Source organism: Oerskovia sp. USHLN155, assembly GCF_037145535.1.
In the GTDB taxonomy this organism is placed as follows: domain Bacteria; phylum Actinomycetota; class Actinomycetes; order Actinomycetales; family Cellulomonadaceae; genus Oerskovia; species Oerskovia rustica.
In genome coordinates, this window is sequence record NZ_JBBCXG010000002.1 from 12,695 (window position 1) to 36,370 (window position 23,676).

The 23,676-nt window shown below is 71.6% G+C and carries 24 protein-coding genes; 12 read left to right on the top strand and 12 right to left on the bottom strand.

Annotation, left to right across the window (positions count from 1 at the left end):
* Positions 1–2 precede the first annotated feature (2 nt).
* Positions 3–1,640, bottom strand: a complete 1,638-nt coding sequence (locus tag WFH32_RS02985) for a hypothetical protein (protein WP_336706186.1) — start codon at positions 1,638–1,640, stop codon at positions 3–5.
* A 123-nt stretch (positions 1,641–1,763) separates the two neighbouring features.
* On the bottom strand, positions 1,764–2,822 hold the full coding sequence (locus WFH32_RS02990; protein ID WP_336706187.1) for a Gfo/Idh/MocA family protein: 1,059 nt from the start codon (positions 2,820–2,822) through the stop codon (positions 1,764–1,766).
* A gap of 111 nt (positions 2,823–2,933) precedes the next feature.
* Here WFH32_RS02990 and WFH32_RS02995 point away from each other — a divergent pair, with 111 nt between their 5' ends.
* Complete coding sequence (locus tag WFH32_RS02995) at positions 2,934–3,662, top strand: HNH endonuclease family protein (protein ID WP_336706188.1); 729 nt, start codon at positions 2,934–2,936, stop codon at positions 3,660–3,662.
* A gap of 79 nt (positions 3,663–3,741) precedes the next feature.
* Here WFH32_RS02995 and WFH32_RS03000 read toward each other — a convergent pair whose 3' ends face one another.
* Positions 3,742–6,033, bottom strand: a complete 2,292-nt coding sequence (locus tag WFH32_RS03000; protein ID WP_442946296.1) for an MMPL family transporter — start codon at positions 6,031–6,033, stop codon at positions 3,742–3,744.
* Positions 6,034–6,069: 36 nt separating this feature from the next.
* Between WFH32_RS03000 and WFH32_RS03005 the strand changes: the two genes are divergently transcribed.
* From WFH32_RS03005 to WFH32_RS03030, 6 genes are all read left to right on the top strand, one after another.
* A complete protein-coding gene (locus tag WFH32_RS03005; RefSeq protein WP_191796506.1) occupies positions 6,070–6,522 on the top strand; it encodes a MarR family winged helix-turn-helix transcriptional regulator in 453 nt (150 codons plus the stop codon).
* A gap of 9 nt (positions 6,523–6,531) precedes the next feature.
* Positions 6,532–7,227 carry a lipoyl(octanoyl) transferase LipB gene (gene lipB / locus WFH32_RS03010; protein WP_336706190.1) on the top strand — a complete coding sequence of 232 codons (696 nt, stop codon included), beginning with the start codon at positions 6,532–6,534 and terminating at the stop codon, positions 7,225–7,227.
* A gap of 171 nt (positions 7,228–7,398) precedes the next feature.
* Positions 7,399–8,760 (top strand): MFS transporter, encoded by a 1,362-nt coding sequence (locus tag WFH32_RS03015; RefSeq protein WP_191796504.1) that lies wholly within the window; start codon positions 7,399–7,401, stop codon positions 8,758–8,760.
* Between the two features lie 64 nt (positions 8,761–8,824).
* Positions 8,825–9,826 (top strand): lipoyl synthase, encoded by a 1,002-nt coding sequence (gene lipA, locus WFH32_RS03020; RefSeq protein WP_030153123.1) that lies wholly within the window; start codon positions 8,825–8,827, stop codon positions 9,824–9,826.
* A gap of 143 nt (positions 9,827–9,969) precedes the next feature.
* Positions 9,970–10,701 (top strand): DUF4191 domain-containing protein, encoded by a 732-nt coding sequence (locus tag WFH32_RS03025; protein ID WP_191796503.1) that lies wholly within the window; start codon positions 9,970–9,972, stop codon positions 10,699–10,701.
* 109 nt (positions 10,702–10,810) lie between these two features.
* Positions 10,811–11,428 (top strand): class I SAM-dependent methyltransferase, encoded by a 618-nt coding sequence (locus WFH32_RS03030; RefSeq protein ID WP_191796502.1) that lies wholly within the window; start codon positions 10,811–10,813, stop codon positions 11,426–11,428.
* Between the two features lie 93 nt (positions 11,429–11,521).
* Here WFH32_RS03030 and WFH32_RS03035 read toward each other — a convergent pair whose 3' ends face one another.
* Complete coding sequence (locus WFH32_RS03035) at positions 11,522–11,962, bottom strand: RDD family protein (RefSeq protein WP_191796501.1); 441 nt, start codon at positions 11,960–11,962, stop codon at positions 11,522–11,524.
* Positions 11,963–12,200: 238 nt separating this feature from the next.
* On the opposite strand from WFH32_RS03035, the gene glnA reads away from it, so the two are divergent.
* Positions 12,201–13,625, top strand: a complete 1,425-nt coding sequence (glnA, locus tag WFH32_RS03040; protein ID WP_138824214.1) for a type I glutamate--ammonia ligase — start codon at positions 12,201–12,203, stop codon at positions 13,623–13,625.
* Positions 13,626–14,001: 376 nt separating this feature from the next.
* Positions 14,002–14,154 (top strand): hypothetical protein, encoded by a 153-nt coding sequence (locus WFH32_RS03045; protein ID WP_336706191.1) that lies wholly within the window; start codon positions 14,002–14,004, stop codon positions 14,152–14,154.
* Between the two features lie 169 nt (positions 14,155–14,323).
* Here WFH32_RS03045 and WFH32_RS03050 read toward each other — a convergent pair whose 3' ends face one another.
* Positions 14,324–14,581 (bottom strand): acyl carrier protein, encoded by a 258-nt coding sequence (locus WFH32_RS03050; protein ID WP_336706192.1) that lies wholly within the window; start codon positions 14,579–14,581, stop codon positions 14,324–14,326.
* 37 nt (positions 14,582–14,618) lie between these two features.
* Positions 14,619–14,816, bottom strand: a complete 198-nt coding sequence (locus WFH32_RS03055) for a hypothetical protein (protein ID WP_336706193.1) — start codon at positions 14,814–14,816, stop codon at positions 14,619–14,621.
* A gap of 214 nt (positions 14,817–15,030) precedes the next feature.
* On the opposite strand from WFH32_RS03055, the gene WFH32_RS03060 reads away from it, so the two are divergent.
* Complete coding sequence (locus tag WFH32_RS03060; RefSeq protein WP_336706194.1) at positions 15,031–15,780, top strand: YqjF family protein; 750 nt, start codon at positions 15,031–15,033, stop codon at positions 15,778–15,780.
* Between the two features lie 141 nt (positions 15,781–15,921).
* Here WFH32_RS03060 and WFH32_RS03065 read toward each other — a convergent pair whose 3' ends face one another.
* The 6 genes from WFH32_RS03065 to WFH32_RS03090 form a co-directional block, all read right to left on the bottom strand.
* Positions 15,922–18,081 carry a catalase gene (locus WFH32_RS03065; RefSeq protein ID WP_336706195.1) on the bottom strand — a complete coding sequence of 720 codons (2,160 nt, stop codon included), beginning with the start codon at positions 18,079–18,081 and terminating at the stop codon, positions 15,922–15,924.
* Positions 18,082–18,268: 187 nt separating this feature from the next.
* Positions 18,269–18,874, bottom strand: a complete 606-nt coding sequence (locus WFH32_RS03070; RefSeq protein WP_336706196.1) for a flavodoxin family protein — start codon at positions 18,872–18,874, stop codon at positions 18,269–18,271.
* A 113-nt stretch (positions 18,875–18,987) separates the two neighbouring features.
* Positions 18,988–19,413: a PRC-barrel domain containing protein gene (locus tag WFH32_RS03075; protein ID WP_336706197.1), complete on the bottom strand. Its 426-nt coding sequence runs from the start codon at positions 19,411–19,413 to the stop codon at positions 18,988–18,990.
* The gene (locus WFH32_RS03080) at positions 19,364–19,768 is read right to left on the bottom strand and encodes a hypothetical protein (protein ID WP_336706198.1); all 405 of its coding nucleotides are present in this window, start codon (positions 19,766–19,768) and stop codon (positions 19,364–19,366) included. Before WFH32_RS03080 ends, WFH32_RS03075 begins: the two co-directional genes overlap by 50 nt.
* Positions 19,765–20,994, bottom strand: a complete 1,230-nt coding sequence (locus tag WFH32_RS03085; RefSeq protein WP_336706199.1) for an Nramp family divalent metal transporter — start codon at positions 20,992–20,994, stop codon at positions 19,765–19,767. Before WFH32_RS03085 ends, WFH32_RS03080 begins: the two co-directional genes overlap by 4 nt.
* On the bottom strand, positions 20,991–21,476 hold the full coding sequence (locus tag WFH32_RS03090) for a hypothetical protein (protein WP_336706200.1): 486 nt from the start codon (positions 21,474–21,476) through the stop codon (positions 20,991–20,993). Before WFH32_RS03090 ends, WFH32_RS03085 begins: the two co-directional genes overlap by 4 nt.
* Before the next feature lie 483 nt (positions 21,477–21,959).
* On the opposite strand from WFH32_RS03090, the gene WFH32_RS03095 reads away from it, so the two are divergent.
* Positions 21,960–22,808 carry an Ltp family lipoprotein gene (locus WFH32_RS03095; protein ID WP_336706201.1) on the top strand — a complete coding sequence of 283 codons (849 nt, stop codon included), beginning with the start codon at positions 21,960–21,962 and terminating at the stop codon, positions 22,806–22,808.
* 243 nt (positions 22,809–23,051) lie between these two features.
* Positions 23,052–23,609 (top strand): dihydrofolate reductase family protein, encoded by a 558-nt coding sequence (locus WFH32_RS03100; RefSeq protein ID WP_336706202.1) that lies wholly within the window; start codon positions 23,052–23,054, stop codon positions 23,607–23,609.
* Positions 23,610–23,676 lie beyond the last annotated feature (67 nt).

Sequence of the window (23,676 nt, forward strand, 5' to 3'; positions counted from 1 at the left end):
CGTCACACCACCGCGCTCACCCGCCATCCGACATCGGTCCACCGCAGTGTCAGGCGCGCCGTCGACGCCATGGTCGCAGGCACCGTCGTGACCGAGCCGTCGGCCGCCCGCTGGGTGTGCTCGGAGACCGAGTAGGTGACGTCGACCTGCGTCTCGGTCCCGGGTCCGGGCTCCGCGCCGAGAGCCGGCGCCGCGCTCTCCTCGTCCGGGGCGACCGGACGCGCCCCCACGACCGAGGCCGTCGCTCCGTCGATCACGACTCCTGACCCGGCGACCCGGTCGAGCAGGTCGGCGTCCGCCGCTTCGGCGGGCGAACCGGGCGCCAGGACCTCCGCCGGCTCTCGCCCCCCTGCCAGCAGCTCGACGCGGCGCTCGGTGAGCTCGACGGCGGCACCGGCCGGGTCGTCGGCCTGCAGGGTGGGGTCGAGCAGGACGGGGTCGGGGGCAGCGGAGTCCATAGCCTCGGCGCGCTCGGCCCCGGGACGGGTCAACCCGGTGTGCGGACCGGCGACGTCCCCCGCACGGTGCGGTCCCACGAGCAGCGCTCCCGTGACGAGCACCGAGCACCCGACCAGGACGAGGCCCGCGACGAGCGCGGGGTGATGCCGAGAACCTGAGGCCGAGCGACGTCGTCGGGCGGCGTGCTCCCGTCGCGTGGGCGACGGTTTCCCGCCCGGACCGGGGGGAACACGGGACTCCGGGGCGCTCCGGCCGGACGCCCCCGGGGGCCGGGCGACCGTGTCGTCGCGTGCCCGGTCGCCTTCGGGCGACCGCTCCCTCCGACGTGACGCGCGCCCCGACCGTGCGGCGATGGTCGCCGCGGCGAGCCGGGCGCTGTCGGGCATCGCGATCGGGGACGGGGACGCGGCCTCGTAGCAGAGCGCCGCGAACGTCCCGACCTCGGGCCGCGTACGAGGGTCCGCACGGCAGGCCGTGGCGAGCTCGGCGTGCAGGGCCGTGAGCCGCAGGTCGGGCCCCTCGGCAGTGCCACCGGCCGGGACCGTCGCGGCGGCGGGATGCGGGAGGACCCCCACGACGAGCTCCGCGAGCGACCTGACGTCGTCGGCCGGCGGAACGGCGCACAGGTCGAGCGGCATCCGCAGGACGGCCCGCCCCTCGGTGTCGAGCAGGACGTCCGACTCCGCGACCCCGCCGTACGACAGCCCGGACGCGTGCAGCGCGGCCAGCGCCTGCGCGAGGGGCACGAGCAGGGTCACGGCCTCCCCGGCCTCGAAGGGACCCCGGCAGGCTCGCAGGAGCGGCAGGCCCACGCCCGGCGGCCGCGAGGAGACCAGCACGAGGTCGCCCACGTCACCCTCGGCAACCTCCTCGACGTGCGCGAGGTGCTCGTGGTCGAGCTGTCGAAGAGCGTCGAGCCGCTCGACCAGCACGGCCCTCGCCGCAGGCTCGGCGGGCACGTGCACCAGGTCGACGTCACGGCAGCGCCCCGCGCCGTCGGAGGCGACCCAGCGACGCGCCGCCGCCCCGTCGGGTGCCGCCGCCTCACCGTGCCCGACGACGGCCCAGCCTCGACGCGTCAGGAGGTCCTGGACCGCCGGAGGTGGTGCCGACGGGTCGGCACCCTCCCGATCCCTCGCGCGGGAGGGCCAGGATGCACGGGGCGGGCGGACGCTCGACATCGCCCCATCCCAGCAGAGCGCGACCCGACGGACCGGTTGTCCACAGCCCGGGATCTCGGCCGCCATGGCCCGTGCACGGCCGGACCCGACCGATCCCGTCGAACCCCTCCCGGCCCGGACCCGTCAGACCTCCAGCCGCCGTCCGCTCCGCGCGCTCTCCCGCGCCACGTCCAGGACGTGCGCGGTCCGCACCGCGTCGGCAGGGTCGACGGGCACCGGGCCGCCGTCGACCCAGTCGGCGACCGCGCGGTAGAAGTCGGCGTGCCCGCCCGGGGCGCGCGGCACGGGCCTGCGCTCACGCCCGTGCGTGACCCACCCCTCGGTCCCGTCCGGCGCCGCGTCGTCGAAGACCTCGAAGGGCGACGCGTCGTTCTCGAACGTCGTCACGACGTACGCCCCGGCGTCCCCGAGCACGCGCGTCCGGGGACCGGGCGCGCCCACGACCGAGGCCGCCCAGAGCCGGCTGACCACCTCACGCCCGTCCGACGGCGCATGGTGGAGCGTCAGGAAGACGTCGTCCTCGGTCGGGGTCGTCAGGGCGCGCAGCTCGGCGTACACCGACCGGACAGGCCCGAAGAGCTGGGTGGCCGAGTCGACGAGGTGCGGGCCGAGGTCGAGCAGGAGCCCGCCGCCGACCGGGTCGTTCTCCTTCCAGCGCTGCTGCGGCACCGGCCGCCACCGCTCCCAGCGACGCTCGAACGTGTGCACGCGCCCCAGCTCGCCCGACGCGAGCACCGACCGCAGCGTCAGCTGCTCGGGGTCCCAGCGCCGGTTCTGGAAGACCGTGAAGGGTGTCCCGGCAGCGTCGGCCGTCGCGACGACCTCGGCGGCCTGCGCCCCGTCGAGCGCGATCGGCTTGTCCAGCACGAACGGGACACCGGCGGCGGAGACCTGGGCAGCGTGCTCGGCGTGCAGCGCCGACGGGCTCGCGACCACGACGACGTCGAACGCGCCACGATCGCCGAGGAGCCCGGTCAGGTCGTCGTACAGCCGCACGCCGGGCCAGTCCGCCTCGGCCGTCGCGCGGCGCTCGGGGTTCCGGGCGACGACCGCGGTCACGACGAGCCCGGCCTCCCGGGCCAGGCGCGCGTGGATCCCCCGGCCCGCCCCGCCGTACCCGACCAGACCGATCCGTACCGGCTCACTGCCCCGGGCCTGTCCCTGCGCACTCGTCGTCGTCATGCCGACCAATCTAGCCGTCGTCCCGGAGCACTCCGGAAGGCTGGCAGAATGTACCGAATCCTCCTGGAACTGTCGTTCTCGGCATGTGTCCGAGTTCGGGAAGGTCGTCCGTTGAGCACCAAGAGCACGAGCCCCACGAGCAGGAAGAGCGCGCGCCTGCGGCGCGCCCTGCGCATCACCCTCATCGCCCTGGCGCTGGGGATCGTCATCGCCAACGCGGTGAACCAACCGACGATCGAGGCGAACGAGGCCCCCGCGACCGGGACGGCTCTCGCAGCGCTCGAGACGCTCGACGTCAAGGGGATCGCGGCGGCGACCGGCTACGAGCGCGAGAACTTCGGGTCCGCCTGGGCCGACGTCGACGGCAACGGCTGCGACACGCGCAACGACATCCTCGCGCGCGACCTCACCGACCTCACGTACTCGACCCGCGACAAGGCGTGCGAGGTCCGCACCGGGACCTTCGACGACCCCTACACGGGCGAGACGATCAGCTTCGTGCGGGGCAACAAGACCAGCTCGGCCGTCCAGATCGACCACGTCATCCCGCTCATGGACGCCTGGCGCAAGGGCGCCCAGTCGTGGGACGACGAGACCCGTCGCCGCTTCGCGAACGACCCGCTCAACCTGCTCGCCTCCGACGGGTCGGCCAACCAGTCGAAGGGCGCGCGCGACGCGTCGGCCTGGCTCCCGCCCAACCACGCGTTCCGCTGCACGTACATCGCGCGCCAGATCGCGGTCAAGGTCACCTACGAGCTGTGGGTGACCCCGTCCGAGCGCGACGCGATGACCGCCGTGCTCGGTGACTGCCCGTCCGAGCCGCTGCCCACCGGGAGCTGACCTGCGCGGACCGTGAGCCGGGAGCGGGTCCCGGACGAGCCGCCCGACGCGAGGTCGGCCCGCCCGGGCCCGCGGCTCCTCAGGGTGCGCTGCGGCGCAGCGCTCCCGGCCACCAGACCGCTCGCCCGACGTCGTGCACCAGGGCCGGGACGAGCAGGCTGCGGACGATCAGGGTGTCGACGAGGACGCCGAACGCGACGATGAACGCGAGCTGTGCGAGGAACAGCAGCGGGATCACCCCGAGCGCCGCGAACGTCGCGGCGAGCACCACGCCCGCCGACGTGATGACCGAGCCCGTGACGGCGAGCGCGCGCAGCGTGCCGCGGCGGGTGCCGATGATCCCGGACTCCTCGCGTACCCGGGTCATGAGGAAGATCGAGTAGTCGACGCCGAGCGCCACGAGGAAGCAGAACGCGTAGAGCGGGACGGTCGGGTCGGCGCCCGGGAAGTCGAGCACGTGGTTGAACACGATCGCCGACACCCCGAGTGCCGCGCCGAACGAGAGCACGTTGGCGGCCATGAGCAGGACCGGCGCGAGGACCGAGCGCAGCAGCAGCATGAGGATCGCCAGGATCACGACCAGCACCACGGGCACGATGACGCGCAGGTCGTGGTCGCCCGCGATCTGGGTGTCGAGCCGTTCGGCGCTGGCCCCGCCCACGAGCGAGTCGGGCGAGACCTCGTGCACGGCGTCGCGGAGCGCGGCGACGGTCTGCGTCGCGGCGTTGGTGTCGCTCGGGTCCTCGGTCACGACGTCGACGCGCACGTCGCCGTCGACGACGAGCGGCGGCCCCTGCGAGGGGGCGCCGGGCGCTCCGCCCGTGCCGCCCTCGGTCACGGCGGCGGCGGACGCGACGCCGTCGGTCGCGGTCGCGGCCTGGAGCACGGCGTCGAGGTCGGCCTCGGGGGCGATCACGATCGCGGGCTGGACGCCCACTCCCCCGAAGTGGTCCTCGAGCACCTGCTCGCCGTCGACCGAGTCGACCTGGGTGAGGAAGACGTCGGAGTCGCTCGTGCCCTCGGCCTGGAACGTCGGCACGAACGCCGCGCACCCCGCGAGGACGAGGGCCGTGACGATCCACACGGCACGGTCGCGGCGCCCGACGAAGCTCGCGACGCGGGACCAGACGCCGTGGCCCGCGACGTGCACCTCGACGTCGTGGCTCGCGGCGAGGGCGACGTCGCGCCCGCCCTCCGGTGCGCCGGTGGCGGGCGCGGGCGCCAGGGCGGCGGTCGTCGCCTCGTCGGCGGCCGCCGGGTCGTACGCGGGCCTGCGCGGCCAGAAGATGCCCCGCGAGCGCTTGCCGCCGACCACGAGCAGCGCAGGCAGGAACGTGAGCGCACCGAGGAACGCGGCCGCGATGCCGACCGCCCCGACGGGCCCGAGGGAGCGGTTGGACGCGAGGTCCGACAGCAGGAGGCAGAGCAGGCCCGCGATGACGGTCCCGGCCGAGGCGGCGATGGGCTCGATCGAGGCGCGCAGGGCGCGGCGCACGGCCGTGTAGGGACTCTCGACGGCGCGCAGCTCCTCGCGGTATCGCGCCACGACGAGGAGCGAGTAGTCGACCGCGGCGCCCACGACGAGGATCGAGAGGATGCCCTGCGCCTGTCCGTTGAGCGTCAGCGTGCCGGCGTCCGCCAGGAGGTAGACGACCAGGCCTGCGAGGCACAGCGCGAAGACCGCGGTGAGGATCACCATGAACGGCAGGATCGGCGAGCGGTAGACGATCGCGAGGATGATCAGCACGGCACCGAGCGCGACGAGCAGCAGGACCGTGTCGATCCCGCCGAACGCGTTGACGAGGTCCGCGACGAAGCCCGCGGGCCCGGTGACCCACGCCTGGAGGCCCGAGTCGGCGAGGGCGGTCTCGAGCTCGGCCCGGATCTCGGCGACCACGGCGTTGTTGACGCGCTCGTCGTCGGCCATGAGGTCCGAGGACTGCGACGCGTCGAGCGACGCGACGATCATCGCGGCCTCGCCGTCCTGCGAGGGCACGACGACGGGGTCGCCGGTCAGCGCGTCCCCGACCGTCTGGGGGTCGTCTGGACCGGCGCCGGGGAGCGGGAGCGTCGGCAGGTCGGCGGCGACGGCCTGGAGGGTCTCGAGCTGCTGGGGCGTGACGGCTCCGCCGTCGGTGGGGACCGCGACGACGAGGGCGGGCAGCGACTCGTCGGACACGAACGCCTGGGCCTTCTCGGCTGCGCGGGTGGACTCGGCGCTCGACGGCAGGAAGGCCGCGGAGTCGTTGGTCTGGACGGTGCTGAGCTTGCCCTGCGCCTGGCCCCCGATCGCCCCGATGGCGAGCCAGACTCCCAACACTGCGACAATGACCAGGCCTCGGAGCACACCACTCCAGCGATTACTCAGCATGCTGAGTACTATTGACGACGGAGGTCTCAGAAGCAAGTGGACGCAAACCCGGTCAGCAGGGAACCGAAGGACTGGCCCACCGGCCGGCTCCTGTCGGCGGTGACCCGCCGGATCGAGCGTGAGTGGAACCACCACCTCGACGGCTGGGACCTCAACCACGCCTCGATGCCCGTCCTGCTGCACCTGCTCGCAGGCCCGCGCACCCAGCGTCAGCTCGCGGCCGAGTCGCACATCACCGAACAGACCATGAGCCGCATCCTGGCGCGCCTCGAACGCTCGGGGTACATCACCCGCGAGGACGACGTGAACGACCGGCGCCGGCGCGCCGTCGCGATCACCCCGGGCGGCCGCACCGCCGCGCTCGCCGCCGCGAGCCCGCGCCCCGCCGAGGAGCTCAGCACCCGGGGCCTGAGCGAGGAGCAGATCGCCACGCTGCGTGAGATCCTCATCACCATGGTCGAGGCCCACCCCCGACCGGGTGAGGGCTAGCCTGACCGCATGCACCTGCGCACCGAGGGCCCCGGCCTCACCGACTACCAGGACGCCTGGGACCTCCAGCGCCAGGTCCATCAGGACGTCGTGGACGGCATCGCGCCGGACACCGTGATCCTCGTGGAGCACCCGAGCGTCTACACCGCCGGCAGGCGCACCAACCTCGCCGACCGCCCCGACGACGGCACGCCCGTCGTCGACGTCGACCGCGGCGGGAAGATCACCTGGCACGGGCCGGGACAGCTCGTCGCCTACCCGATCGTCCGGCTCGCCGAGCCCGTCGACGTCGTCGCCTACGTGCGCGCGCTCGAGTCCGCGGTCATGGACGTCTGCACCGTGCTGGGTCTGACGACCCACCGCGTCGAGGGGCGCAGCGGCGTGTGGCTGGGCGCGACCCCGACCCGGCGCGAGCGCAAGGTCTGCGCGATCGGCGTGCGGGTCGCGCGCGGCGTGACCATGCACGGCCTCGCGCTCAACTGCTCCCCCGACCTCGGGGAGTTCTCCCGCATCGTGCCGTGCGGCATCTCCGACGCCGACGTCACGTCCCTGACGCTCGAGACCGGTCGACGGGTCACGATCGACGAGGCCACGCCGATCCTGGTCCCCGCGCTGCACGAGCACCTGGGTCCGCTCCTGGCCGCGACCTCCGCGTCCGGTGTGACCGGCGCCTCCGCCACGACCGGCGCGTCCGTCACGGCCTGAGCAGCCGCCGCGTCCGTCCCCTCGGTGCGCTCGGCAGGCTGGGGCGCGGGGACGCACCCCTCCCCTTCCGGGACCTTCACGGCTAGGATGGGGATCACCTCAAGGGAATCATTGCGCAACCGGAGTACGGGTGGGTCGGTGCGCGGAACGGTTGACCCCTGAAGGACCCTCATGACCCGCACTCCCAGTCCCCTCGCGCCCGCGCGCCCCGACGTCACGGCTGACGGCGCCCCCGGCGCCCCCGCTCAGGCTCCCGAGCCCGCGGAACCCCGCCGCGGCACCCTCGCCACGTACGGCGAGCTTCCCCGCCTGGCCGGCAAGGCGTTCCTGCCGATCGCGTTCCTCGCGCGGCTGCCCTTCTCGATGATCACGATCGGCACGCTCCTCCTGGTCACGACGACCACGGGCTCGCTCGCCCTCGGCGGGCTCGCGAGCGCCGCCGCCGCCGTCGGCACGGCGCTCGGCGGCCCGACGCAGGGATCCCTCGCGGACCGGATCGGCCAGCGCAAGGTGCTCCTCGTCGTGGTGCCGCTGAACGTCCTGGCCGTCGTCGCGCTCGTCCAGGCCGCGAGCACCGGCGCAACGTCGGGCGTGATCCTCGGCGCCGCGGCGCTCGTGGGCGCGTTCGCCCCGCAGGTGGGCCCGCTCGCGCGCGTGCGCTGGATCGCGATGACCCAGCACCGCCCTCGCACGCTGCTCGCCGCGATGGGCTACGAGAGCACGGCCGACGAGATCGGCTTCGTGCTCGGCCCGGCCCTCGTCGGCATCCTCGCGAGCGTGTGGTCCCCGCAGGCCGCGATGCTGTTCGCCGCCGCGGTGTGCGCGATCTTCGGCCTGGCCTTCGCCCTGCACCCGACCGCGACGCCCGGCGCGCCCAAGCCGTCCGCCGCGGCGCAGGCCGCGGCGGGTGCCGACGCCCACGGCTCGTTCGTCGGGCTCCTGCGCCGAGTGCTGGTCCCCGTCCTCGGGATGCTCGCGATGGGCATGCTCTTCGGCAGCACCCAGACGGCCGTCACGTCGTTCATGCGCGACGCGGGCGCCGAGGAGCAGGCCGGTCTGGTCTACGCGGTGCTCGGCTTCGGGTCGGCCATCACGGCGCTCGCCGTGGTCGCGCTGCCTGCGAGCTTCGGCGCACGCTCGCGCTGGGTCTCGTTCGCCTCGGGCCTCACGGTCACCGCGGTCCTCGCGTTCCTCGCGGGCGGCAGCGGGTCGCTCGGCGCCCTGATCGGCGCGCTCGCGCTGCTGGGCCTGTTCGTCGGCCCGGTCATGGTCACGATCTTCACGGTCGGCGGCGACCTCAGCCCGAGCAGCCGCAGCGGCGCCGCCATGACGATGCTCGCGAGCGCGAACGTCGTGGGCGTGGCGCTCGGCGCGAGCGTCGGGGGCCAGGTCGCCGAGGGCGTGGGGACGGCGGCCGCGTTCGCGCTGCCGGCCGTCGCCGCGGTGCTGCTCGTCGTCACCGGGCTGTCGCTCAGGTCACGTCCGGCCCACGTGGACACCACCGCCCTCCCGCAGGCTCCTGGCGTAGTCTGACTTTCACCCGATACCGGGCACGACTCCAGGGGGCCACCGCCCACCACGGACTGGGAGACACCGCGTGACGATCGCACCTGAAGGGCGGCGCATGCTGCGGGTCGAGGCCCGCAACTCTGCGACACCCATCGAGAAGAAGCCCGAGTGGATCAAGACTCGGGCGACCATGGGACCCGAGTACACCGAGCTCAAGGGCCTCGTGCGCAAGGAGGGCCTGCACACGGTCTGCGAGGAGGCCGGCTGTCCCAACATCTTCGAGTGCTGGGAGGACCGTGAGGCCACGTTCCTCATCGGCGGCGACCAGTGCACGCGCCGTTGCGACTTCTGCCAGATCGACACGGGCAAGCCCGCCGACTTCGACGCGGACGAGCCGCGCCGCGTCGCCGAGTCGGTCCAGGCCATGGGTCTGCGCTACTCGACCATCACGGGCGTCGCGCGCGACGACCTGGCCGACGGCGGCGCGTGGCTCTACGCCGAGACCGTGCGTCAGATCCACGCGCTCAACCCGGGCACGGGCGTCGAGCTCCTCATCCCGGACTTCAACGCGATCCCCGAGCTGCTCGACGCCGTCAACGAGTCGCGCCCCGAGGTGCTCGCGCACAACGTCGAGACCGTGCCCCGCATCTTCAAGCAGATCCGGCCGGGCTTCCGCTACGAGCGCTCGCTGTCGGTCATCACGCGGGCTCGCGAGGCCGGCCTGGTGACCAAGTCGAACATCATCCTCGGCATGGGCGAGACGATCGACGAGGCGAAGGAGGCCCTGCAGGACCTCCACGACGCAGGCTGCGACCTCATCACCATCACTCAGTACCTGCGCCCGTCGCTGCGCCACCACCCGGTCTCGCGCTGGGTCAAGCCCGAGGAGTTCGTCGAGCTCTCGGACGAGGCCGAGCGCATCGGGTTCCTCGGTGTCATGTCCGGCCCGCTGGTCCGTTCCTCGTACCGCGCGGGCCGCCTGTGGGGCCAGGCCATGAAGCGTCGTGGCATGGAGATCCCGGCCGCGCTCGCGCACCTGACCGAGCCCACGACGGCCCGTCAGGAGGCGGCGAGCCTGCTGGCTCGCTGACCTCACGGGTTCCTGATCGGCCCGAGCCGGTCCTCGCTCCCGTTCCCCCGCCGACGTGCGAGAGAATCGGGGGCGGGGTCCGGCTCGCCGCCGTCCCCACCCCTTCACCGGAGCACTCTCCGCCACCACTAGACTGAGGCACCATGGCCCGCAACAAGAGCACCGACCCCTCGACCGGGGTCGACGGCACCAAGCCGAAGAAGCAGAAGAAGCAGCGCTGGTATCACCAGGTCTGGGACGCGTACAAGATGACGCGTGCCGAGGACCCGGCGGTCACGTGGATCATGCTGGCCGTGTTCGTCGGCATCCTCGCCGTCGCGATCGGGATCGGTCTGGCCTGGGGGCCGTGGGTCTACACCCTCATCGTGGGTCTGCCCTTCGCGTTCCTCGGCTCGCTGTTCGTCCTGACGCGCCGCGCGGAGACCGCGGCCTACAGCCGCATCGAGGGCCAGCCCGGGGCCGCGCGCGCCGCGCTCGGCACGATCCGCCGCGGCTGGACGTTCGACGACGAGCCCGTCGCCCTGACCCCGCAGCAGGACCTCGTGTTCCGCGGCGTCGGGCGTGCCGGGGTCGTGCTCGTGGGCGAGGGCCCGACGCACCGCGTCACCAAGCTGCTCGACGGCGAGAAGCGCCGCATCACGCGCGTCCTGCCCAACGTCCCGGTCACCACGATCCAGTGCGGCAACGGCGAGGGTCAGGTCCCGCTCAAGAAGGTCTCGCGCACGGTGCAGAAGCTGCGCCCGACGCTCACCAAGCCGGAGACCGCCGAGGTCCTCAAGCGCCTCAAGGCGCTCGGCGGCGCCAAGCTGCCGATCCCCAAGGGCATCGACCCCACCCGTGCGCGTCCCGACCGCAAGGGCATGCGCGGGCGCTGACCCCGCACCGCCTGGCACCCGGCCCGTCGGTCACCTCCCGGTGACCGGCGGGCCGTCGTGCATCCCCGTCCCGCGCCGACGACGGGGCCGGCGCAGCAAGGAGGCCCCCGTGAGCGACCCGTACTGGAACCACAGCACCCACTACTTCCCCGTCCTGACGCGGCTCGTGGGTCCCGGGACCCGCACCGCGCTCGACGTGGGCTGCGGCGAGGGGCTCCTGACGCGACGGCTCCGCGCCGCCGGAGCCGCCGAGGTGCTGGGGCTCGACCTCGACCCCGAACAGGTGGACCGTGCGCGCCGCGCCGCCGAGGGCTCCCCGACCGGCCTCGACTACCTCGCGGGCGACGTCCTGGACCCGCTCCCCGGCCTCGCCGAGCCCTTCGACGTCGTCACGACCGTCGCGACGCTGCACCACCTCCCGCTCGACGCGGGACTGCGGCGCCTGCGCGACCTGGTCGCCCCCGGCGGGACGCTCGCCGTCGTGGGGCTGACGCGGCCGCGCACGGCCTGGGACTGGGCGGTCAGCGCGGCTGGCGTCCCCGCCGCGAAGATCGCCCGACGGCGCCGCGGGGAGTGGGAGCACGGCTCGCCGATCGCGGAGGTCACCACGAGCCACGCCGAGCTGCGTACGGCAGCACGGGAGATCCTGCCCGGCGCACGGCTGCGCCGCCGGCTCTACTGGCGGTACACGCTCGTCTGGCGTGCACCCGGGGCGGGCGAGGGCTGAGGCGGGCCCTGCGCCGAGGCGAGCGGCGCCGTCGGGCACGGGTGCCACCTGCCGGTGCTGCCGATGCCTGCCGGTGCGTACCTGGAGAACGCGTCAGGCGCGGACGATGACCGTGCCGGCGGCCTTGTCGTGCATGCCGCGACCGTCGCCGTCCCACACCACGGCCGGGACGACCAGGCACAGCAGCACCGTGCGCACCAGAGCCCGCCACAGGCCCACCATGCGACCCTCGCCGCCCAGGACCCGCACCTGCAGGCCCATGACGCGGTGACCGACCGTGTAGCCGAGCGTGCTCACCAGGAGCAGGTTCTCGACCGCGAACACGCCGAGCGTCGCCATCGAGTTCGCGTCGAAGACGAGGTAGCTGATGAGCAGGCACAGCACCCAGTCGACGACGAGCGCGACCGCACGACGGCCGACCGTCGCCAACGAACCGGGACCGTCGGACGGCAGGCCGAGGCGACCGCCTCGACCGTTCTCCCCGCCGGTCGGCGTACCCTCGAGCCAGGAACCCACATCTTCACGCGACACCACGGCACCAGCCTACGTGGCGGTGAGGCGGGTTCCGGCGCCCGACCGGTTCGTCCCGGTCGAGGGAGGCCCACCAGGCCCGCACAGGGCCCGCCGTCGTGCGCCGTCGCGCCGATGTCACACAGCCCGCCGCTGTGTAACACGGACGAAACACTCGGTACACGGTGGGGAAACCCCTGAGGCCTAGGTTCGAGGCGCCACTGGAGGTACGGCCAGAGGACCCACTACCAAGGAGTTACGGATGTTCAAGAACGCGGAGGAGGCAATCGCCTTCACCCAGAACGAAGGCGTCGAGTTCGTCGACGTCCGGTTCTGCGACCTGCCGGGCGTGATGCAGCACTTCAACATCCCGATCTCGCAGTTCGCCGAGTCCGCCTTCACGGACGGCATGATGTTCGACGGGTCCTCGATCCGCGGCTTCCAGGCGATCCACGAGTCGGACATGAAGCTCATCCCCGACGTCACGACGGCCTACGTCGACCCGTTCCGCAAGCGCAAGACGCTCATCGTGAACTTCTCGATCGTGGACCCCTTCACCGACGAGGCGTACTCGCGCGACCCGCGCAACGTCGCCTTCAAGGCCGAGGCGTACCTGCGCAGCACCGGCATCGCCGACACCGCGTTCTTTGCCCCCGAGGCCGAGTTCTACATCTTCGACGACGTCCGGTTCAAGACGAGCCAGAACGAGTCGTACTACCACCTCGACTCCAAGGAAGCGGCCTGGAACACCGGTCGCGTCGAGGAGGGTGGCAACCTCGGCTACAAGACCCGCTACAAGGGTGGCTACTTCCCCGTCTCCCCCAACGACCAGATGGCGGACCTGCGCGACGAGATGTGCGCCGTCCTCGACCAGGTCGGCCTCGACGTCGAGCGCGCGCACCACGAGGTGGGCACCGCCGGCCAGCAGGAGATCAACTACCGCTTCTCGACGCTGACCGCAGCGGCCGACGACCTGATGAAGTTCAAGTACGTCATCAAGAACGTCGCCTGGGAGGCCGGCAAGTCCGCGACCTTCATGCCCAAGCCGATCTTCGGTGACAACGGCTCCGGGATGCACTCGCACCAGTCGCTCTGGAAGGACGGCGAGCCGCTGTTCTTCGACGAGAAGGGCTACGGCGGCCTGTCGGACCTCGCCCGCTGGTACATCGGCGGCCTGCTCAAGCACGCGCCCTCGCTCCTCGCCTTCACGAACCCGTCGGTGAACTCCTACCACCGCCTGGTCCCCGGCTACGAGGCCCCCGTCAACCTGGTCTACTCGGCCCGCAACCGCTCCGCGTGCATCCGCATCCCGGTCACCGGTTCCTCGCCCAAGGCCAAGCGCGTCGAGTTCCGCGTGCCGGACCCGTCGGCCAACCCGTACCTGGCCTTCGCCGCACAGCTCCTCGCCGGCATCGACGGCATCAAGAACCGCATCGAGCCCCCCGAGCCGATCGACAAGGACCTCTACGAGCTGCCCCCCGAGGAGCACGCGGCGATCCAGCAGGTCCCCGCCTCCCTCGGCGAGGCCCTCGACGCCCTCGAGGCCGACCACGACTACCTCACGGTGGGCGACGTCTTCACCGAGGACCTCATCGCGACGTGGATCGACTACAAGCGCACGCACGAGATCGACCCGATCCGTCTGCGTCCGCACCCCCACGAGTTCGAGCTGTATTACGACCTCTGATCGTCGGTGCTCGCGGTGGTAGTCGCGAGCTCCCTGCAGTGACGGCACCCCGGCCGCCCTATGTGGCGACCGGGGTGCCGCACTCTTGCCACACGGCCGGCCGACGCCATATCTCACCCGGTCGGCGACTGCACCAGGGCACGGGACCGGCACCGTCCTCGCCATGCACCCCCGGACCACTCCCCTGCCCTCGGGAGCGACGATCCTCCCCGGCGTGAGCATCGGGCGCGACGGTCGGCGCGTCTTTTCTGGCGCCCTGGGCTGGCACTATCCTCACTCTTGGCAACCGGACCGTCGGTCGCCGGCTTCGTACAGAGTGGCCCGCCCCTGGGCCGGCTCAGCTCTTCTTGCGATACGCGATCCCGAGGAGACCACCATGCAGCTTCAGCCCTGGCTGGAACAGCGAATGTGCCCGCAGTGCCAGGACGTCGTCGATGTGCAGATGCATGTCCACGCCCCCGAGACGCCAGGCGAGGGGCCCGCCACGGCTGCGATCGGGTACGACGCGGCGGGGCATGAGTTCCACTGACTACGGGGTGAGCGGGGCGGCGCCGCTGCTTGACCGTCAGCCAGGAGACCGTGGATGCCGTCGTGGGTGGTGGCGAGGGTGGGCGGCTCGTCCGCACAAGACGTCCCGCGCACCTGTCACGCTCGCTCTCGCGTCCTCGCTCTCGTCACCACCCCGACGGGTCCTGGGATCAGCCCCCGCTGCCCTGCTGGGGTGAGGTGGCCGAGGTGCCGTGCTGGGTGAGGTCGGCGAGGAACTCGTGGCAGCGCTGGGCGCGCTCGGAGTCCTGTGCCATCACGGACTCGAAGAAGTCCGCGATCTCGTCCTTGCCGGCGTTGCGGGCATCACGCACGTACTGGCCGTAGTCGTGGCCCGCCTTGAGCGAGTGGTACTGCACCGAGATCAGGTCAAACGTGACGTCGTCGAACCCGGTTTCTCCAGTCGCCATGCTTCGTCTCCCTTCAATGATCCGCCGCAGCGGCTTCTCAGTCGTCGAACCCCGTGGGGTCGTCGCCGACCTGCGGCTCGTCCTCGGCACCCTGGCTGCGGGGGTTGAGGCCCTCGGGGTCGGCGTCCTGGTCCTCGAAGTCCTCGAGGTCAGAGGTGCCCTCGTCGGTGCGGGGGTTGAGGCTGTCCGGGTCGACGTCGGGGTCGACCTCGGGGTCGTACGGTTCGGTGCTCATCGCGGCTCCTGTCGTCGCGTGCCCCGCAGAAGCTCGCCGCCTCCTGGACGAGCGGGTTCGGAGCATCTCCGACGCTAGGCGGGTCGGGCGGCACTCGCACGGGATGCGTACCAGGACCGACGCTCACCGGCGCGGGTGCGAGCCGACGGGCTACGTGCGAGTCTGCTGGGACCTCTTCCCGGCACGAAGATCCCAGCACAAGAGGGGGTGCGTGATGAGCGGGCCGACTCCGCAGAACACGATCCGCCTGCCCGTGAACGCCCAGCGCTGGTCGGCCCTGACCTTCCTGCACTGGCCTGTCGCAGCGGCCGTGATCCAGGAGCGGCTGCCCCGTGGGTTGCACGTGCAGACGTACGAGGGCACCGCGTGGATCGGGCTGGCGCCCTTCCTCATGCAGGACGTCCGTGTGCCGCCCCTACCCCCGGCCCCGGGCTGGTCGACGTTCCCCGAGATCAACCTGCGGACCTACGTGCGTCACGACGACGGCACCGACGGTCTGTGGTTCCTCGGCCTGTGGTCGACGCGTCGAGCGATGAACGCCGCGATGCGCATGATCGGGCTCCCCTACCATCACACCGAGGCGACCATCCGGCCGGTAGGGGACGCCAGCCTCCTCTACGACGCCCGCCCCGCGCTCGGAACTCCCGCGCGACCGCTCCGGCTGCGGGCAGCTGTCCGGGCAGGCGCGCACATCAGCGCACCGACCGAGCTGGAGGGCCGACTGACCGGCAGGTGGAACGCCTACGCCGTCCGTGCCGGGCGCGTGTGGCGAGTCCCCGTGACCCATCCGCCGTGGCCGCTGCGACGAGCCACCCTGGACCTCCTCGACACGAACGTGTTCGAGACCATGGACCTGCCCGCCCCCCAGGTCGAGCCGCTCGTCCACGTCTCGCCCGGCGTCGACGCCCTGATCGGCATACCCCGGCCCGCCGGGCGAACTCTGCCGACCACGACACACAGATGATCGCCGGGGCAGCACTCCTCCGCGACGCTGAACGCTCGCGGAGGACCGCGCCCGCCCGACGGCGGGGTGCGCCTTCGGCGTGAAGGCACGCTCCGCCGTCGGGCGGGCTGCTGACGACGACCCTGCTGACGCGCGGGACGGCTACCAGGCCTGGGTGCCCGCGGCGTCCAGCGCCGAGAGCCGACCCCACGCACGGTGCAGGCCGACGGCCTGCACCAGGTCGTCGAGCAGGTCGTCCGACGGTTCGACAGCCGTCAGGACCCCCTCGGCGTCTGTGTCGATGCCGGCCGCGACCAGGACGTCGACGCCATCGCCCCAGGCCGCGATCGCCTTGCCGTGGCGGAAGGCCTCCTGCAGCACGGTCCGCGTGCGCGGGTGCTCCGCGAGGGCCGATCCGGCAGCGCCGTCGACGATCACCACGGCGTCGAGCTCGATCGAGCGGACCGTCGCGGGCGTCCTGTCGACCGTGAGCGCGCCGTCGCCCGCGCCGACCGTGCCGCCGTGCGACGCGACGACCTTGAGCAGGGCCTGCGCCGCCTCGACGCGATCCTTCAGCGCCCCGAACCCGGCGCCCGCGCCGTCTCCCACGAAGACGCCGACGTTCCTCCCCGCGATCGGCCCCGGCACGTCGCTGACCTCCGAGATCGCCCCCGTGCGCGTGAGGCCGTCGGGCTCCCCCGCCCCCGGCCCCTCGCCCGCGCCGTCGCGACCGTCGCCCGGCTCCCCCTCGGGGAACGGCAGGCCCAGGCCCGTCGCGACGCGCGCGACCAGGTCGGCGTCGATCTTCGCAAGTGCGCGCAGCTGGTGCACCCGCACGTCCACGCTCTCGCACTTCCCGAGCTCGAACGTGTAGGCGGCCACGGTCTGCGTCTGCTCGATGGGCGTGAGCGAGTTCCAGAACATCCGGGGCTGCGTGAAGTGGTCGGCGAACGACACCGGGTTCTCCCTGACCTTCTCGCCCGAGACCGGGGTCGGCAGCGTCACGTAGACGCCGGGCTCACCGGGGTCGGACACGGTCGGCAGGCCGTCCGCCAGGGTGTTCGGCTGGTACGTCCCCAACCCCTCGTGCACCGCCGTCTGGTGCATCCCGTCGCGCAGCATGTCATCGACCGGCGCGTGCGGCCGGTTGATCGGGAGCTGCGCGAAGTTCGGCCCGCCCAGGCGGCTGATCTGCGTGTCCAGGTAGGAGAACAGGCGCCCCTGGAGGAGCGGGTCGTTCGTCACCTGGATGCCCGGCACCAGGTGACCCGGGTGGAACGCCACCTGTTCGGTCTCAGCGAAGTAGTTCGACGGGTTCGCGGTGAGCCGCAGCCGCCCCACCTTCTGCACCGGGCACAGCTCCTCGGGCACGATCTTGGTCGGGTCCAGGAGGTCGATGCCCATGAACATCTCGTCCGGGGTGTCGGGCATGACCTGCAGACCCAGCTCCCACTCGGGGAACGCACCCGCCTCGATCGCGTCCGCCAGGTCACGACGGTGGAAGTCGGGGTCGAAGCCCGCCGCGAGCTGCGCCTCCTCCCAGACCATGTTGTGCACGCCCGCCACGGGCTTCCAGTGGAGCTTGACCAGCGAGGTCTCCCCGGCGGCGTTCTCCATGCGGAAGGTGTGGACGCCGAACCCCTCGGTCGTCCGATACGACGCCGCGAGACCGCGAGGCGACATGACCCAGATCGTCGTGTGCTGCGCCTCGGTGTGCCGGGACACGAAGTCCCAGAACGTGTCGTGCGCGCTCTGCGCCTGCGGGATCTCACGGTCGGGTTCGGGCTTGACCGCGTGGATGAGGTCGGGGAACTTGATCGCGTCCTGGACGAAGAACACCGGGATCACGTTGCCGACCAGGTCGTACACGCCCTCGTCGGTGTAGAACTTCGTCGAGAATCCCCGGACGTCGCGCACGGTGTCCGCCGAGCCCCGCGACCCCGCCACGGTCGAGAAGCGGACGAAGACCTCGGTGTCCTTGCCCTCCTGCGCCAGGAAGCCGGCTTTCGTGACCGCGGACGCGTTGCCGTACGAGGTGAAGACACCGTGGGCGGCCGCGCCCCGCGCGTGCACGACCCGCTCCGGGATCCGCTCGTGGTCGAAGTGCGTGATCTTCTCGCGCAGGTGGTGGTCCTCGAGCAGGACCGGTCCTCGAGGTCCGGCCTTGAGGGAATGGTCGGTGTCGTGGACCCGCAGCCCCTGGGCCGTGGTCAGCCGGTCGCCCTGCTCGGCGCGGGGGTCCGGGTCCTTTCGGGCGGCGGGCACGCCCGTGGGGCTCACGTCCGCCGGGGGCTCCTGGTCGGGGGTTCGTCGCGCGCTCATAGGTGATCCCTTCGGTCGTGTCGTCGGTGGTCGGTCCGGAGGTGCTCCGGTCGCTCGTGGCGTCCGGAGCCTGCGGACCCGCCACCGTAGGCACGGCCCGCGAGCACTCGCACGTCTGGTCAGGGCGACCGGAGATCGCCCTGTGCGGCAGTCCTTGCTGTCGGCACCGGCGGATCGGGCGGCCTCGCTATTGCGTGACCGGCCGGATCGGGGAGCGTTGCAGGGCCGTGGCGGCGCCGTGCAGGTAGTGGGCCATGGTGCGGCCGGTGGTGCGCGACCACTCGTGGCCGTGGCCGGTCCTGGGATAGTCGGGCCCTGGGCCTGGGCCCTGGTTCCAGTAGGTCCAGGCTTGGCCGGGGATCGTGAAGCCGATGTCCCCGAGTGCTCCGGACACCTCGGAGATGACGTGGTGCGCGCCGTCCTCGTTGCCGGTGACGATCACGCCGGCGACCTTGTTCAGGGCGACGGGTGCCCCGTCGGTCGTGGTCTCGCTGATCATCGCGTCCATGCGCTCGATGATGCGCTGCGCGATCGACGAGGGGTGCCCGACCCAGGTCGGGGTGGCCACGACCAGGATGTCGGCAGCGAGGATCTTGTCATGGACCGTCGGCCACTGGTCACCCTCACCCATGTCTGTATCGACGCCCGGGGGCACGTGCAAGTCGACGACCCGGATGGTCTCGACCTCGACGTCCTTCTCCTGCAGCGCCTCGACGACGACCTTTCCGAGCATCTCGGTGTTGGACTCGGCAGGTGAGGGCTTGAGGGTGCAGCTGAGCACGACGGCTTTCATGGGGGTGGCTCCTTCGGCGGCGGAAGACCGTGTGGTGGCCCGCGTTCGGTGGGTGCCTGTTCTCGACGCCAGGCTTCACGCTATACCGGCCCCGTGCGACTGGCCGTCCGAGGTCATGGCCCGCCGGCCGGTCGGAGTGCAGGGTCGTACCGCCGGTGACCGTCGCGTACGACCACGACGTTCTCGTGCTCGACACGGTCCGGGTCTTCGGGGTCGGGGACGGCGACGACGTCCGTCCAGTGGATCAGGAACGTCCCGCGGTGGCGCCATCGCAGCCACCGGGCCAACGGCCATGGTGCACCGACGGCGTTGCGTTCGTACCCCAGGAAGGACCCCGCTCTCCTGGGGGTGACGATCAGGCCGTGAAGCCGTGCCGCCGACAGGCTCGACTCGCCCCCCGCGGGAGGTGGTCCGTCGAGGACGAGGCGCGCGTCGCTCACGTAGCCGACCAGCTGGCCGCTCTCGTCGCGCACGGCAGCGTCGAGCAGGTCACCCAGGATCATGTCGTCCTCCAGGAATGCGGGCGATGACGTGGTCACGGACCCAGCGCTCGGTCCAGGTCGCGTCGAGCGAGGCGCCCCGGACACCGAGATGCAGGGCCGTGCCGACGTCGGTGACGACCGACCACGGGAGGCGGACCCAGCGTGATGCGGGCGGCCGGCCGCCGAAGACGCGGGTCGCCAGCACGGGGCCCGTCAGGATCGCGGTGAGCATCGTCGTCCGCTCTCCGGGGAGGTTCTCCACCGCTTCGAGCTCGAGGTCGTCGACGGTGGTCACCGGCACCCCGTCGACGTCCAGGACCTGACGGTCCAGCAGGTGCAGCCGCGCGTCGAGGATGCGCCCGGGTTGTTCCGGCTCCGGGAACAGCGGCGTCTGCTGGACGGGGTTCCTCATGCGCCGGCCTCCGTGATGATCATGAGAGGGATCGCCGCGAGGGAGGCGACGAGGATCAGCACCAGGTAGACGGTGCCGAGAAGGTTGGTCACCCGGCCGTTGACGTGCTTGCCCATGTACTCGGGGTCGTTGGCGACGACCAGGACCGGCAGGTACGTCAGGGGCAGGGCGACCGCAGAAAAGACGACCGAGTACTCGGTCACCGCGATCGGGTCCACGTTGGTCGCAAGGATCCCCAGGGCGAGCAGCAGGGCGATGATCATCGTGAGGTGGAAGCGCGCGGCCCGTGCCGGCCGGCGGAACTTGCCCCACGACCAGCCGAAGTACTGGGAGATGGTGTAGCCGCTCGACAGCGCCGTCTCCAGGGCAGCGCCGAACGTCGCCGCGACGATGCCGAGAATCACCACGGCGAGCAGGAGCGTGCCGCCGGCCTGTGCCACCGGCAGGACGATCTGCGACATCGAGTCGACCTGGACGCCGAGCGGAAGCAGGACGATCGCCGCGCACGCAGCGATCGCGATCGAGAGGATCCCACCGAAGGGGAACCCGATCAGGACGTTGAGTCGCGTCGTGGCGAGGTCCTTCACGGTCCAACGCTCCTCGACCCCGCCCGAGGAGAAGAAGAACACCTCGTACGGGGTCATCGCCGCCCCGAACAGGGCTATCGCGAAGTACCAGTACACGGCTACGCTCTCGCTGCCTGGCGCGGACGTGGGTGCCAACGAGGCCGCGAGCTCTCCCCAGTCCGGTCCCAGCAGGAAGACGGCGATGGCGAACGCGACCAGCGTCAGTCCCAGCAGACCGGTCACGTTCTCCATGGTCTTGAACTTGACCCGCCACAGCACCAGCCACACCGCCAAGGCGGCGACCGGCATCCAGAGCCTCGGTTCGACGCTGCTCGCGAGCTGGAGCGCCAGAGCGATCCCGCCGACCTCGGCGGTGAGGGTCAGCAACGTGACGGCAAAGGACGCGAGGAGGTTCGCCGCGCCCACCCGGGGGCCGAGGCGTTCGCGAATGATCTCGAACGTGGCCCGTCCGCTGACGGCGGCCACCCGGCCCGACATGTTGGCGAACACGCAGATGCCGACGACGCCCACCACGACGACCCAGGCCAGGGACAGACCGAAACGGGACCCGACGACCGCGTTCGTCACCAGGTCGCCCGCATCCAGAAAGCCACCGATCGCCGTCAGGATCCCGAGCGCGACCGCGAACAGGCGCTTCACGACTCGCCGTCCTCGAGGAGGCCCTGCACCTGCTCAGTGATGTTCTCAAGGTCCGACCCTGACTTCTCGAGCGCTTCGCGGACCGCGCCGGACCCCTCGGGGCTCCCACCTCCGACCCAGACGCGGGTCGCGACCACTGCACGCGCAGCCTCTTGAGCGACTTCCAGTGCACGCTCCTGCACAGCAAGAGCCTCGGCGTCCGGGACGACGATCGTGGTCAGCGCATGAGTGGCTGCGTCGGACGCGCTCACCGCGTCCTCCAATGCGGCGTCCGCCGTCACGGTCGGCATCCGACCGGCAGAGACGAGCTCGGCAACGAGCACGGCCGTCGCCGTCGCCGAGGTGGACTCGTCCAGACTCTCGGAGATCGAGCCCAGCGACCCGGTCGAGGACGCCCTCGTCGAGGCTGCGCAACCTCCTGCCATCAGGACGAGCAACACCACCCCAGCGAGCCTCCGACCCCACTCCGAACCACGCAGCATCTCGCCATGATGTGCCCGCTCACGCGGGCACGCATCGCGAACTCCACGACGACCCCAGACCGCCGCAGGCGGGTATCTGCCAGAAGCTGCGCGTGAAAGGCCTCCGCCTCCTCGACCACGCAAGCGGCAAGCAACCACCGCATGTTCGAAAGAAAGAACCCCCAACACCAAGGCGGCCATCATGCCCTGGCGCGCACCCGGCCCTTCCGTCAAGACAAGAAGCACGACGAATCCTTGCGTGCCGAGGGCAGCTCGAAGCAGGAGTCAGCACGAAACACGCGATCCGACAGCCAGGTCCCGCTCCGTCTTTCCACGCTCTGCAGATGCAGGCGGCAGCCCCGCGGGGCAAACCCCCCATGATTCGTTCAAGACCTCCGAATTCACCCGCCGCACCGGCGGTTCGCCGCCCCTCGCCATATACCCCGACCTCTCACCGTGCCAGACTTCTCAAACTAATGTACCGGAATGTCCAGAGGAGTGGCCATGGCACTGCGATACACCGCCCCGCCGAACTGGCCCCCGCCCCCGGCTGGATGGACACCTCCGCCAGGCTGGAAGCCCGATCCCTCGTGGGAGCCAGCGCCACAGGGTTGGGAGTTCTGGGTCGAGGACTCCGTCGACGGTTTCGCGGAAGCACCGGGGCATCCGTCCGCCTCGACAGGACCGACGAAAACTCCTCCTCCACCATTCACGGGAAAGCCGACGACGAATTCCTGGTTCGCCCGCCACAAGATTCTCACCGGAATCGGCGCAGCGTCGGTTCTGCTCATCGTGCTGGTTGCCGCTCTGAGCGGAGGCGGCGGCGGAAATCCCGACGAGCCCGTCGCGGACAGTGCCGCCACGCAGACCCAGGACGACGAGAAGTCCGCGAAGAACCTTGCTGCCGAAGAGGCCGCCGAGGCTGAGCGTCTGGCCGAGGAGGACGCGGCGGCTGGGGCCCAGGCCGAGGCGGACCGCCTCGCGGAGGAGCAGCGTCTGGCGGACGAGGCAGCCGCTGCCGAGGCCGCCGCCGCCGAGGCCGCCCGGCAGGGTTCGGTCGCCCAGCAGAATGCCTATCGATCGGCCGTGAACTATCTCGACTTCACAGCCTTCTCCCGCTCCGGCCTTGCCGGCCAGCTGGAGTTCGAAGGCTTCAGCGCCCCGGATGCGGAGTTCGCGATCGCCCGCTTGGAGACCGAAGGCGGCGTCGACTGGAACGCGCAGGCCGCGGCCAGCGCGGCGAACTACCTGGAGTTCACCTCATTCTCACGCTCCGGACTCGTCGACCAGCTCAGGTTCGAGGGCTACACCGCAGAGCAGGCAGAGCACGGTGTGAGCACGACGGGCCCGTAGCTCGCAGGTAGGACCTTGCCCGTCCGTGCCGACACGAGCCCGTCGAGCGGGTGAACGGGGTGCCGTGAACGGTTGCGGTGCTCGTACGGGCCTCGTGCTGCACGGTGACCGGCACCGACGGCCAGGCGGGTGGCCCCGGCACCCCCTGCCGAAGCCCGTCCGACCGATGAGTTCCTCCGCGTGCCGAGGTCACTGCCTGCACGGCCGTCATCGGTCGACACGCTCACACCCGGAGGAGACGGCATGGCACGGCTCATCTACTCGATGATCACCTCGCTCGACGGCTACGCCGAGGCGGCGGAGGGCGACCTCGGCGTGGGCGCCGACGACGAGGAGGTCCACACCTTCATCGACGACGTCTTTCGCCACGTCGGCACGTACCTCTACGGCCGACGGATGTACGAGACGATGGTCTTCTGGGAGACCGCGCACACCGACCCCGACGCACCGCCGTTCATCGTCCGGTACGCCCGGGGATGGCAGGCCGCGGAGAAGGTCGTCTACTCCACGACGCTGGATGCGGTGTCCAGCGCGAGGACCAGGATCGAGCGGACCTTCGACCCGGAGGCGGTGCACCGGCTCAAGGCCGAGTCCGAGCACGACCTCACCGTGGACGGCCCGAACCTCGCAGCCCAGGCGATCAAGGCCGGCCTGGTGGACGAGTACCACCTGTTCGTCACCACGAGCGTGGTCGGCGGTGGCAAGCGGTTCTTCCCCGACGGCATGCGCCTCGATCTCGAGCTGGTCGAGGAGCGAGCGTTCGACAGCGGTCTGATCTACGCGCGCTACCGGACCCGCTGAGCCCCGAAGAGGCCGACGCGCAGGGCTGCGGTCGAGGTGCGAGGCTCCAGCGCCGGCGTGAGGATCG

What these genes read in the sequence shown, in the direction of transcription:
- WFH32_RS02985 (WP_336706186.1), bottom strand. Translation starts at nt 1,640, where the DNA reads ATGTCGAGCGTCCGCCCGCCCCGTGCATCCTGGCCCTCCCGCGCGAGG.
- WFH32_RS02990 (WP_336706187.1), bottom strand. Translation starts at nt 2,822, where the DNA reads ATGACGACGACGAGTGCGCAGGGACAGGCCCGGGGCAGTGAGCCGGTA.
- WFH32_RS03000 (WP_442946296.1), bottom strand. Translation starts at nt 6,033, where the DNA reads ATGCTGAGTAATCGCTGGAGTGGTGTGCTCCGAGGCCTGGTCATTGTC.
- lipB (WP_336706190.1), top strand. Translation starts at nt 6,532, where the DNA reads ATGCACCTGCGCACCGAGGGCCCCGGCCTCACCGACTACCAGGACGCC.
- WFH32_RS03015 (WP_191796504.1), top strand. Translation starts at nt 7,399, where the DNA reads ATGACCCGCACTCCCAGTCCCCTCGCGCCCGCGCGCCCCGACGTCACG.
- WFH32_RS03025 (WP_191796503.1), top strand. Translation starts at nt 9,970, where the DNA reads ATGGCCCGCAACAAGAGCACCGACCCCTCGACCGGGGTCGACGGCACC.
- glnA (WP_138824214.1), top strand. Translation starts at nt 12,201, where the DNA reads ATGTTCAAGAACGCGGAGGAGGCAATCGCCTTCACCCAGAACGAAGGC.
- WFH32_RS03045 (WP_336706191.1), top strand. Translation starts at nt 14,002, where the DNA reads ATGCAGCTTCAGCCCTGGCTGGAACAGCGAATGTGCCCGCAGTGCCAG.
- WFH32_RS03050 (WP_336706192.1), bottom strand. Translation starts at nt 14,581, where the DNA reads ATGGCGACTGGAGAAACCGGGTTCGACGACGTCACGTTTGACCTGATC.
- WFH32_RS03055 (WP_336706193.1), bottom strand. Translation starts at nt 14,816, where the DNA reads ATGAGCACCGAACCGTACGACCCCGAGGTCGACCCCGACGTCGACCCG.
- WFH32_RS03060 (WP_336706194.1), top strand. Translation starts at nt 15,031, where the DNA reads ATGAGCGGGCCGACTCCGCAGAACACGATCCGCCTGCCCGTGAACGCC.
- WFH32_RS03065 (WP_336706195.1), bottom strand. Translation starts at nt 18,081, where the DNA reads ATGAGCGCGCGACGAACCCCCGACCAGGAGCCCCCGGCGGACGTGAGC.
- WFH32_RS03070 (WP_336706196.1), bottom strand. Translation starts at nt 18,874, where the DNA reads ATGAAAGCCGTCGTGCTCAGCTGCACCCTCAAGCCCTCACCTGCCGAG.
- WFH32_RS03080 (WP_336706198.1), bottom strand. Translation starts at nt 19,768, where the DNA reads ATGAGGAACCCCGTCCAGCAGACGCCGCTGTTCCCGGAGCCGGAACAA.
- WFH32_RS03090 (WP_336706200.1), bottom strand. Translation starts at nt 21,476, where the DNA reads ATGCTGCGTGGTTCGGAGTGGGGTCGGAGGCTCGCTGGGGTGGTGTTG.
- WFH32_RS03095 (WP_336706201.1), top strand. Translation starts at nt 21,960, where the DNA reads ATGGCACTGCGATACACCGCCCCGCCGAACTGGCCCCCGCCCCCGGCT.
- WFH32_RS03100 (WP_336706202.1), top strand. Translation starts at nt 23,052, where the DNA reads ATGGCACGGCTCATCTACTCGATGATCACCTCGCTCGACGGCTACGCC.